10 protein-coding genes are annotated in these 9,940 nt (G+C 63.7%); 4 read left to right on the top strand and 6 right to left on the bottom strand.

Going from position 1 to position 9,940, the window contains the following annotated elements; all coding sequences use genetic code 11:
• The 5 genes from EN955_RS31585 to hemP all read right to left on the bottom strand — a co-directional run.
• On the bottom strand, positions 1–295 hold a 295-nt coding region (locus EN955_RS31585; protein WP_127223527.1), incomplete at its 3' end, for an ATP-binding cassette domain-containing protein.
• A gap of 6 nt (positions 296–301) precedes the next feature.
• Positions 302–1,399, bottom strand: coding sequence for an iron ABC transporter permease (locus EN955_RS31580; protein WP_024503814.1), 1,098 nt, complete (start codon positions 1,397–1,399; stop codon positions 302–304).
• A gap of 11 nt (positions 1,400–1,410) precedes the next feature.
• Positions 1,411–2,319, bottom strand: a complete 909-nt coding sequence (locus EN955_RS31575; RefSeq protein ID WP_127223526.1) for a hemin ABC transporter substrate-binding protein — start codon at positions 2,317–2,319, stop codon at positions 1,411–1,413.
• A gap of 11 nt (positions 2,320–2,330) precedes the next feature.
• Positions 2,331–3,392, bottom strand: coding sequence for a hemin-degrading factor (locus EN955_RS31570; RefSeq protein ID WP_024503812.1), 1,062 nt, complete (start codon positions 3,390–3,392; stop codon positions 2,331–2,333).
• A 23-nt stretch (positions 3,393–3,415) separates the two neighbouring features.
• The gene (gene hemP, locus EN955_RS31565) at positions 3,416–3,622 is read right to left on the bottom strand and encodes a hemin uptake protein HemP (RefSeq protein ID WP_013531240.1); all 207 of its coding nucleotides are present in this window, start codon (positions 3,620–3,622) and stop codon (positions 3,416–3,418) included.
• A 198-nt stretch (positions 3,623–3,820) separates the two neighbouring features.
• Here hemP and EN955_RS31560 point away from each other — a divergent pair, with 198 nt between their 5' ends.
• The 4 genes from EN955_RS31560 (at position 3,821) to EN955_RS31545 (ending at position 7,953) form a co-directional block, all read left to right on the top strand.
• A complete protein-coding gene (locus EN955_RS31560; RefSeq protein WP_024503811.1) occupies positions 3,821–6,019 on the top strand; it encodes a TonB-dependent hemoglobin/transferrin/lactoferrin family receptor in 2,199 nt (732 codons plus the stop codon).
• A 5-nt stretch (positions 6,020–6,024) separates the two neighbouring features.
• A complete protein-coding gene (locus EN955_RS31555; protein ID WP_013531238.1) occupies positions 6,025–6,468 on the top strand; it encodes a hypothetical protein in 444 nt (147 codons plus the stop codon).
• A 1-nt stretch (position 6,469) separates the two neighbouring features.
• Entirely contained in the window at positions 6,470–7,576 is a 1,107-nt protein-coding gene (locus EN955_RS31550) for a TonB family protein (RefSeq protein WP_338101290.1), read from the top strand.
• A 62-nt stretch (positions 7,577–7,638) separates the two neighbouring features.
• Positions 7,639–7,953: an antibiotic biosynthesis monooxygenase gene (locus EN955_RS31545; RefSeq protein ID WP_013531236.1), complete on the top strand. Its 315-nt coding sequence runs from the start codon at positions 7,639–7,641 to the stop codon at positions 7,951–7,953.
• A 115-nt stretch (positions 7,954–8,068) separates the two neighbouring features.
• Here the strand turns inward: EN955_RS31545 and EN955_RS31535 are convergent.
• Positions 8,069–9,940: L-glutamate gamma-semialdehyde dehydrogenase (locus tag EN955_RS31535; RefSeq protein WP_127223525.1), on the bottom strand; the 1,872-nt coding region annotated here is incomplete at its 5' end.

The following is a 9,940-nucleotide window of genomic DNA, read 5'->3' as shown; positions in this document are numbered from 1 at the left end:
GACCAAGCTTGACCACTTCCCGCACGGTGAACGGGAACGACAGCGTCGTCGCCTGCGGCAGCACCGCGCGATGGACGGCTGCCTCGGCCGGCTTCATCGTCGAGAGATCTCGGCCGTTGAGGGCAACGCGGCCGGTATAGGCGAGCTCGCCGGAGAGCGCTTTGAGAAAGGTCGTCTTGCCCGAACCATTGGGGCCGACGACGGCGGCGATCTCGCCGGGCCGCGCGTGGAAATCGACACCACTGACGATAGGCTTGCCGGCGATATCAACCGAAACATCCTTTGCCTCGATCATCAAGCCTCACAAATCAACCACGCCGCGCTTGCGCAGCAGGATCCAAAGGAAGAACGGCGCGCCCGCTATCGCGGTGACGATGCCTATCGGCAGTTCGGCCGGCGCAACGATGGTGCGTGCGACCGCATCGGCCAGAAGCAGCAGCGAGGCGCCGAGCAGCGCCGACGCCGGCAGCAGATAGCGATTGTCCGGACCAATCAGCAGGCGCAGCAGATGCGGCACCACGATGCCGACGAAGCCGATGCCGCCGCTGACGGCGACGGATGCGCCGACCGCGGCGGAGACGCCGACGATGGCCGTGTATTTCAGCCGCTGCACCGGAATGCCGAGATGGCCGGCGGTCGCCTCGCCAAGCGCCAGCGCGTTGAGGCCGCGTGCCAGGAACGGCATCGCCGCCAGCGCCAGGACGATGATCGGCCCTACCGACGCGATCTTCGCCCAGGTCGCACCACCGAGCGATCCGAGTTGCCAGAAGGTCAGGTCGCGCAACTGGCGATCGTCGGCCATGAAGATAAGGATGCCGGTCAGCGCCATGGCGAGCGCCGCCAGCGCGATGCCGGCGAGCAGCATTGTGGCAACCGAGGTTTGCCCCCGCCGCGTCGCGACCTGATAGAGCATCAGCGTGGTGGCGAGCCCGCCACAGAAGGCCGCCAGCGGCAGGGCAAGCGTGCCGAGCAAGACTGTCACCGGAGCCAATATCGTCGCGCCGAGCACGATGACGGCAACCGCGCCGAGGCTGGAGCCGGCCGAGACGCCGATCAGGCCGGGGTCCGCCAGCGGATTGCGGAACAGCCCCTGCATGACCGCGCCGGAGACGGCGAGCGCCGCGCCGACCAGCATGCCGAGGATGACGCGCGGCAGGCGGATGTCATAGACGATCAGGCTGTCGCGGGCGCTCAACGCGGCGTCGTCAGGCACTGCGCCGAACAGCCGGCCCCCGATGACGTTGGCGGCCGATGCGTCCGAAGCCCCCGATGTCAGCGACAGAAAAACGGCAGCCGCGAGCCCCAGGCACAGCAGAAGGATGACGATGCGGGCGCGGCCCGACCGGTCGCCTTCGGATACGCTTGCCATCACCGGGCCGGCGATCGATTGATCGACCATGATCTGCCTGCTCAGTCCGTGACCTGCCCGCCATAAAGCGAGACAGCGAGGTCGTGGATGGCATCAGCCGTGCGCGGCCCGAAGCCGAGCAGATAGGCGCCGTCGATGCGGATCAGCTTGTGCGCCGTTCCGACCGGCGTGGAGGCGATCGACGGATTGCCGAACAGTTCGTCGTCCGAAACCGTAGGCCCGGCATTGCTCATCATCAGGATCACGTCAGGCCTGGCGGTTATGATCGCCTCGTCGGACATCTGCTTGTAGCCGGAAAAGCCCTCGACCGCGTTGACGCCGCCGGCCAGCTTGACCATGCCGTCGGCGGCGGTCTCGCTGCCGGTCGCCAGAATCTTGCCGCCCTGTATCGACAGCACGAACAGGATGCGCTTGCGCTCCTTGATCGAAGCCGTCTGCTTCTCGGCGGCCGTGAGCTTGGCATCGAGCTCCTTGGCCAGCACCTCGGCCTTGGCGTCGACGCCGAGCGCCTTGCCGACGATGCGGACCTTCTCGAGAATGCCTTCGTGGCTGTAGTGCTCGGGCACCTCGATGAACGGCACGCTCGTCTTCTTCAAGACATCGACTGCTTCCTTGGGGCCGCTGCCATGCAGCGCCAGGATGCCGGTCGGGTCGACCGACAGCACACCCTCCGGCGACAGCGCGCGCATATAGCCGACATCGGGCAGCTCAAGCGCCGCCTTTGGGAACCGGCTGGTGGAATCGCGTGCCACCAGATGCTTTTCCTGGCCGAGAGCATAGACGATCTCGGTGATCGAGCCGCCAATGGCCACGATCTTTGAAGGATCGGCAAACACGGCCGTGCCATCCGCGGCGCTGGCGGGTTGCAGTGCGATAGCAGCCATGGAGAGACCGATCACCGGCCCCAAAATAGATCCGCGCACAGCCGACAATCTTGGGAAAACACTCATAGCATTTTTTCTCAGGCTGCGGTCGGGCTTGGGATGCGCGGCAGGTTTTCCGCCAGGAAGCGCCAGTCGTCTCGCTCGCTTTCGCCTTCATGACGCTTGCCGAAGAACTGGATGATCATCTTGCCGTCGGCGTCATAGACCTCGAGCGAGGTGACATGACCGTCCTTGGTCGGCTTGCGCACGGCCCAGACCTCGTGGATGTGGTCGGTGCGCAGATGCAGGTGGAAGGTTTCGTCCAGCACGTTGATCCATGGTCCCATCGGCTTGATCGACTTGATCGGACCGGAATGGATCTGGATGCAGCCGCGGTTTCCCACAAAGCACATGATCGGCATCTCGCCCTCCGCGGCATGATGAAACATGGCCCGGACCGCCTCATTGTCGAGCTGCCAGGCATAGTCCTGCCCAACCAGGCGCACCGCCTGCCGGCGGCTTAGTTTCAGCGTCTTCAACATACCAAAGAACTGGTGCACGTCGGTCAGCCGGCTCCAGCGGTCACGCAGATCGTCGAGATTGGCGGCCGCTTCGTCGCCATGGATCTCGTCATCGGGGAGTGGCCCCGAGATGTCGACCGTCGGTTCCTGGTTGGACGATTCGAGCGCGGCGACCAGCTTCTGATAGGCATAGAGGCTGGAGGCCGGCCGCAGATGCACCTTGTGCACGGCCTCGCCTGCCGCATCGAAGAACTGGAGGCTGCGGCGGATTTCGTCGCCGTCGCGCTTCTCGACGGCAAAGCCGTGTGCCCTGACCTTCGGGAAGATGCGCAAGTCGATGTTTTCGCCAAGCACCATGGCATTGTGGGTGCCGGTGACGACCTTGTCATAGACGCCGATCTTCTCGTGCACCGCGCTTTCATTGCGGGTCAGCGCCATGACCTCGCCGACGGCCTCGAGGCCGGTCAGAAGATCGTTGACGCGCGGCTCGATGCGGACGACGCCGTCCCCGCAATGCGCCGCGACCAGTTCGGCTTCCGAAATGCCGAGATGGGCAGCCAGATCACGCTCGCGCGTCTTCGGATTGTCTGTCCGTGCCCGCCGGATTTCATGCGGGGCGGATTTTACGCGCTGATCCATGTCTCGGTCCCTGTTGCCTTGTCTTACTTGTTGAGAATGAGCTTGCCCTGGCGGGTGATCTTCAGCCGGTAGAGTGCACCGTGATGCTCGATGCCGATCTCGTGCTCGCCCTGGAACAGGGTGTTGCTGGAAAGGGTTCGTACCGCCAGCGGAACCCGGTCGAAACGGGGGGAGGCATCGTCGGGACGGCGGACGCGATAGCGAAAATCGTTGGGATTGTGGGTGTTCATCTGGATGGATCCCTTTCCTGTGCCGGGCGTCTGGCTAGGCGTTGCGTAATCCGATTCATTTCTTGACTTGAATAATCATGTTTACTAGTCAGTGCAATACCGGATTAAATGAGTCAACATTTAAGACGCCGGCGACGATCAAAAATGCCAGCCAGCCCCGGGCCAGCCAGCATCAAACCTGGACTTTGGAGTTGGGGCATGGGGTTTGTGACTTGGGAATGGCGCGGCCGGTCGGCGGCGAACGGCGCGGCGGCATTGCTGGCAAGTGTGGCGGCGATTGCCTTATCGGCGCAACTGGCCAACGCCCAGCAGGCGGCGCAGCCGACAGATCAAACGAAGAAGGCTGAAGAGGAAAAGGCAGCACCAGCGGGAGCAACGCTGCTCGACAAGATCCTCGTCATCAGCCGCACCGGCGAGACGGCGATCGAATCGCTGGCATCGGCCAGCCATATCGGCCAGGAACAGCTCGACCGCCGCATGGCGACGACGCCCAATGAGATGCTGCTCGGCGTGCCCGGTGTCGCGGCGCAGGCCGACGCCAGGCGCGTCAGCACCAGCATCAACATCCGCGGCCTGCAGGATTTCGGTCGCGTCGCAGTCATCGTCGACGGCGCACGACAGAATTTCCAGCGCTCCGACCACGGCACGCAGTCGACCTTCTACATCGACCCCGAACTCGTCAAATCCGTGGATGTTATCCGTGGTCCTGTAGCCAACACCTACGGCTCGGGCGCCATCGGCGGCGTCGTCTTCTTCGACACCAAGGATGCCGAGGATTTCCTCAAGCCTGACGAGACATGGGCCGGTTCCGTCACGGGACGCTATGAGAGCAACGGCAAGGGCTGGACCACAAGTGCATCCGGCGCCTACCGCATTAACGAGGATTGGGACGTGCTGGGCAACATCGTCTACCGCGACTATGACAACTATAAGGATGGCGGCGGCGACACCGTCAAGGGCACCGGCTTCGACGTGCTGAGCGGACTGCTCAAGACCAGCATACGCCCGACCGACAACAGCGAACTGAAGCTCGGCTGGGTCGGCTCAAGCGATGGCTGGAACGAGATCAGCGGCGGTGCGCCGGTCAATGACGCCGACCTGAAGTCGAACACCTTCACGGCGCGCTACAACATCACGGATGAGGACAAGAGCTGGCTCGATCTCCACATCAACACCTCCTACAACAAGACCAACCTCGATCTGACCAGCCTTGTCCCGCAAAACCGCTTTGATCCGGTCACCGGCCTTCCCGTTGTCTTGCCGGCGGGATCGCAGTCGACATTCGACGTCGGCACCACCGGCATCGACATCTGGAACACGTCCCGGTTCGAGACGAGTGGGATCGCGCACGAGCTGACCTATGGCGGCGACTGGGCCGGCGATAATGTCAAGACAGGCGGCGCGGCTGGTGGCGACAGTTTCTACACGCCTTCGGGCAAGCGCAACGTTTCGGGCGCCTATGTCCAGGACAAGCTCACCTGGGAGTGGCTCGAAGTCATCGCCGGGCTGCGTTACGACAACTACAGCCTCAAGGATGACACCCACGACATTTCCGGCGACAGGGTATCGCCGCGCATCACCGTCGGCGTCTCCCCGTTCGAATCCGCAGGCCTTGCCGGCCTTCAGTTTTATGGCACCTATGCCGAGGGCTATCGCTCGCCATCGATCACCGAGACGCTGATCAGCGGCAATCATCCGGCAGGCGTCAGCTTTCCGTTCCTGCCCAATCCCAATCTGCGGCCGGAAACCGGCAAGACGACCGAGTTCGGCGTCAACTACAAGCAGAACGACATCCTCGAAGCCGGCGATGCGCTGCGCATCAAGGCAGCGTATTTCAACAATGATGTCGAAGATTACATCGATGGCGTTACCCTGTCGCGGTTTGACCCGACAGCCGGTTGCCCGAGCGGACCCGGTATCCCGATATGCTTCCAGTACCAGAATTTTGCCAAGGCCAAGATCGACGGCTTCGAACTGGAGGGCGTCTATGATGCCGGATGGGGCTATGCCGGGCTCTCGGCTTCAATCACCAATGGTCACACCATTTCCTACAAGGGTGTGGAAGCGGATCTCGCCACGATCCCATCATCCCAGGTCACCGCGCAGCTCGGCTTGCGCTTCCTCGAGGACAAGCTAACCGTCGGCGGCGAAGTGCAATACAATGGCAAGCCCAAGGGCAATCCGATCGCCGAGGACTACACGCTGGTCAATGCCTTTGCCAGCTACCAGGCGACGGACAATTTGAAGATTGATTTCCGCGCCGACAATCTGTTCGATGTCAAATACGCCAACCCGCTCAACCTGACCACGGCCGGCCAGCCGCCGCAGCCGGTTTTCGCGGCCTACGAGCCCGGCATAACGCTGAAGCTGGCGGCAACGATGCGGTTTGGAGGCTGATTGCCATGACGAGCTTGACGACACCCCTTCGTCTGCTGACCTCGATGCTGGCGATGTCGCTTGCGATGGTTTCGGCGTGGGCGCAAGAGTCCGCGCCGGTCCCCGCGCTCACCCTGGAACTCAATGGTGCGCAACCTTCCGACAAGGGTTGCCGCCTGACGTTCGTGGTCAACAACAATCTCGGCGCCGACCTGTCCAAGGCTGCCTTCGAGATCGCCTTGTTCAACGAGGCAGGCGTCGTCGACCGGCTGACCGTGCTCGATTTCAAGGAATTGCCGGCCGGCAAGACCAAGGTGACGCGTTTCGATCTGGCCGGCACCGAGTGCTCGAAAGTCAGCCGCGTGCTGATCAACAGCGCGACCGAATGCACCGGTACCGGCGTCGAACCGAACGCCTGCATGCGAAAGCTGAAGACAGACACCAAGACCGGTATCGCCTTCGGCGTCTGAGGTGGGACTGCATCCCGCATTCCTGCAAAACAAAGCGGCGTGGCCAGCTGCCGGCCACTGCCGACTGCCGCTGCGAGCGAACGATCTTGATTTGACAATTCTGCTCTTATCGCTGCAGGTCTCGCGGCGAGACATGCAGGATATCAGCCCCCTCCCCGAAGCCGGCGCCGAGCTGGCGATAGAGCCAACCGAGCCGCTCGCGCTGCCGCGGCCGTCGACCTGGAACCGCAAATGGACGGCGGCGATCGTCGTCTCCTGCGCGCTCCACGCCGCCGTGGCGGCGGCTTTTCTGATCTCGCCTTCGGGGATTTCGAGTTCCCAGAATGCCGAGCAGCCGGAAGGCAGTGATCAGTCGGGCACCAACGTGGTCGGCAGCGCGCTGGACAAGGACCCGACGGCAATAAACGTTGCACTGGTGCCCAGCCCGCAACCGGCCAAACCACAGCCGGCAACACCGCCCAAGCCGTCGCAGCCAACGGAGGCCTCCCAACCTGCCGCGGAAGCGGCAAAGCCGCCGCTCAAGTCTTTGCCGGAAGCTGTCAAACCGCAGGCGGTCACCCCGGACATACTGGTGGCCGGCGCCCCTCGCCCCGATGATCAGAGCGTGGCTCCCAAGACCGAAGCGCCGGCACAGCCGACCGTTCAGCCCAGGAGCACCGAGACGCCTGTCGCCGTTCCAGAACAGCCGCCGATCCCCAGCGCGAGGCCCAGTCCGGCAGCTGCCCAGTCAAAGACGGCGGATGAGAAGCGCGGCACGGCGGATGGCCAGGACCTGTCGGCGCAAGCGGCCAGCAAGGGCAAAAGGCAAAACGAGGCAGGCACTGCCGCGGAAGATAACTACCGCGGCGATGTCTTTAGAAAGCTCGGCAGCGTCAATCGCACTCTGCCGCCGTCCCTACAACTGGCGGCACGCAACAATGTGGTTGTTAAATTCGTCATAGGCAGGAAGGGCAACATAAATAAGTTGCGCATCCTGGAGACCTCAGGGTCGGCGGCTTTCGATCAGGCGGCGCTTGGCATTATCCGCAAAGCAGCCCCCTTCCCTTCGATTCCACCACAGGCAGCAAGCGCAAGTTTGGAGTTCGAGACCGAAATCGGCCCATTTTGAATGTGCGCAGAACAAAACGCTGCGGCCGCAAATCATCAACATCCCTGTGAGAGGAAACCACCATGTACATCGCCATGAACCGCTTCAAGGTGCAGACCGGCTCGGTGAACGATTTCGAGGCCGTGTGGAAGAACCGCGATTCCAGCCTTGCGGAGATGAAGGGGTTCCGCGAATTCCACCTGCTGCGAGGCCCGGTCAACGAGACCGAAGGCTACACGCTGTTTGCATCGCACACGGTGTGGGCGAGCCACGATGATTTCATCGCCTGGACCAAGTCCGAGAATTTCCGCGCCGCCCACAGGAATGTCGGCACGACGAAGGTCCACTATCTCGGCCACCCCCAGTTCGAGGGCTTTTCGGTCGTCGAAGGCGCGTAATGCATGTCGCCCAAAAGTGGTCCCGGTTTTGGGACAACGACATGCATAAAACAAAAGAGATAGAGACATTCACCGTTTCCACGAAACGGTGAATGGCTCTATCGACCGGCCGGAGTCAGGCTCCGGCCAGCAAGCTCGCATTGCCGCCCGCGGCGGTGGTGTCGACGCAGACGGCCCGCTCATGTGCATAAGCCGCCGGGTTCAACACTTCGCTGACCAGCGGCACGATCGGGCCTGAGCGATCAGCGATAACCCTGCGCACGATGCGCGCGGCCTCTGGTGTGCCGGAAAAAGCAACGATATCGACGCGCAACGAGCGTGCCTCGACCGGATCAGGCCGCCCGTCGATGGCGGCCAGCGGGAGGCCCTTGCCGGTCAGAGCGGAAAGGGCTGCCGGCGCGCCCGGTGCAACGGCCAGCACCGCGTTGCCGGCGGCGAGCGCCTGGATCGTCTGCGCCAGCAGCGTATCACCATCGGGACCAAGGCACAGCACCCGTCCACGTGGCGACAGCGAGAGCGTGTTGGCTTCGCCGGTCGGCCCGGGCAGGTCGACCTGGCCGAAATCGATGCCGGCGGCCGCACCAATGGCCGCAGCACCCTTGCCGCGCAGATGCTTCCTCAGAATGGCGATCCGGTCCGGACGCGTCGACCAGCCGCCAAGTGTGGGATCAGGCAGATTGTCGGCAAGCTCGGTCGCCGTGACCTTGTGGCCATCCTGCACATGGGTGCCGGCCTCCGGCCCCTTGCGGAAGCGGCGGAGATAGTGCGGACCGCCGGCCTTCGGCCCGGTGCCGGAAAGCCCCTCGCCGCCAAACGGCTGCGAACCGACGACGGCGCCGATCTGGTTGCGGTTGACATAGATGTTGCCGGCATGGATGCCATCGACGAAATGCTGCACGCGGCCCTCGATGCGGGTGTGCAGGCCGAAGGTCAGGCCATAACCCTTGCGGTTGATGGCGGCGATGACGGCGTCGATCTGGTCGGCGTCGAAACTGGCGACATGCAGCACCGGCCCGAACACCTCGCGCTCCATGTCCTCGATACCCTTGACCCGGAAGACATGCGGCGCGACGAAGCGACCTTCCCTGGGCGCCTCGAGCTTGGCGATCAGCCTGCCCTGCAGGCCCATCTTCGTGCAATACTCGCGGATCGAGCTTTGCGCCTCGTCGTCGATAACCGGGCCGACATCGGTCGAAATCCGCCAGGGATCGCCGACGTTGAGCGCCTCCATGGCGCCCTTCAGCATCTCCAGCATCTTCTTCTCGACGTCCTTCTGCACGTAGAGTACGCGCAGCGCCGAGCAGCGCTGGCCGGCACTCTGGAAGGCGGAGGCGAGGATATCGCGCACCGCCTGTTCGGGCAGCGCGGTGGAATCGACGATCATGGCGTTGAGGCCGCCGGTCTCGGCGATCAGCATGGCGTCGGGCGCGGCCGTCCCGGCCAGCTGCTTCTCGATCAGCTTGGCAACCTCGGTCGAACCTGTGAAGCAGACGCCAGCGATGCGCGGATCGGCGGTGAGCGGCCCGCCGACCGATGGGCCGTCGCCAGGGAGCAACTGGATGACGTCTTCCGGCACGCCGGCCTCGCGCAGCAGTTCGACGGCGCGGAAGGCGATCAGCGGCGTCTGCTCGGCCGGCTTGGCGATCACCGAATTGCCGGTGACGAGCGCTGCCGCGATCTGGCCGGTGAAGATGGCGAGCGGGAAATTCCACGGCGAAATGCAGACAATGGCGCCGCGCGCTTGCGTGCCCGCCTCCGCATTGGCCGCCTCAGTGGCGTAGTAGCGCAGGAAGTCGACGGCTTCACGCACCTCGGCGACGCCGTCGGCCAGCGATTTGCCGGCCTCGCGGGTGGCGAGTGCAAAGAACTCGACGGCATTCGCCTCATAGAGATCGGCGGCACGGTTGAGGATGGCGGCGCGCTCGGCGACGGGACGCTTCGCCCAGGCCGGTTGCGCTTCCACCGCAAAGCGCACGGCGGTCGCGAC

This window comes from Mesorhizobium sp. M7A.F.Ca.CA.001.04.2.1, assembly GCF_003998485.1.
Lineage (GTDB): Bacteria > Pseudomonadota > Alphaproteobacteria > Rhizobiales > Rhizobiaceae > Mesorhizobium > Mesorhizobium ciceri.
The sequence above is the reverse complement of the archived record's forward strand: the minus strand, read 5'-3'. Positions and strand labels throughout refer to the sequence as shown.

Excerpts from the sequence above, each read along its gene's own strand:
- EN955_RS31545 (WP_013531236.1), top strand. The coding sequence starts at position 7,639 with ATGTACATCGCCATGAACCGCTTCAAGGTGCAGACCGGCTCGGTGAAC.
- EN955_RS31570 (WP_024503812.1), bottom strand. The coding sequence starts at position 3,392 with ATGGATCAGCGCGTAAAATCCGCCCCGCATGAAATCCGGCGGGCACGG.
- hemP (WP_013531240.1), bottom strand. The coding sequence starts at position 3,622 with ATGAACACCCACAATCCCAACGATTTTCGCTATCGCGTCCGCCGTCCC.
- EN955_RS31580 (WP_024503814.1), bottom strand. The coding sequence starts at position 1,399 with ATGGTCGATCAATCGATCGCCGGCCCGGTGATGGCAAGCGTATCCGAA.
- EN955_RS31555 (WP_013531238.1), top strand. The coding sequence starts at position 6,025 with ATGACGAGCTTGACGACACCCCTTCGTCTGCTGACCTCGATGCTGGCG.
- EN955_RS31560 (WP_024503811.1), top strand. The coding sequence starts at position 3,821 with ATGGGGTTTGTGACTTGGGAATGGCGCGGCCGGTCGGCGGCGAACGGC.
- EN955_RS31575 (WP_127223526.1), bottom strand. The coding sequence starts at position 2,319 with ATGAGTGTTTTCCCAAGATTGTCGGCTGTGCGCGGATCTATTTTGGGG.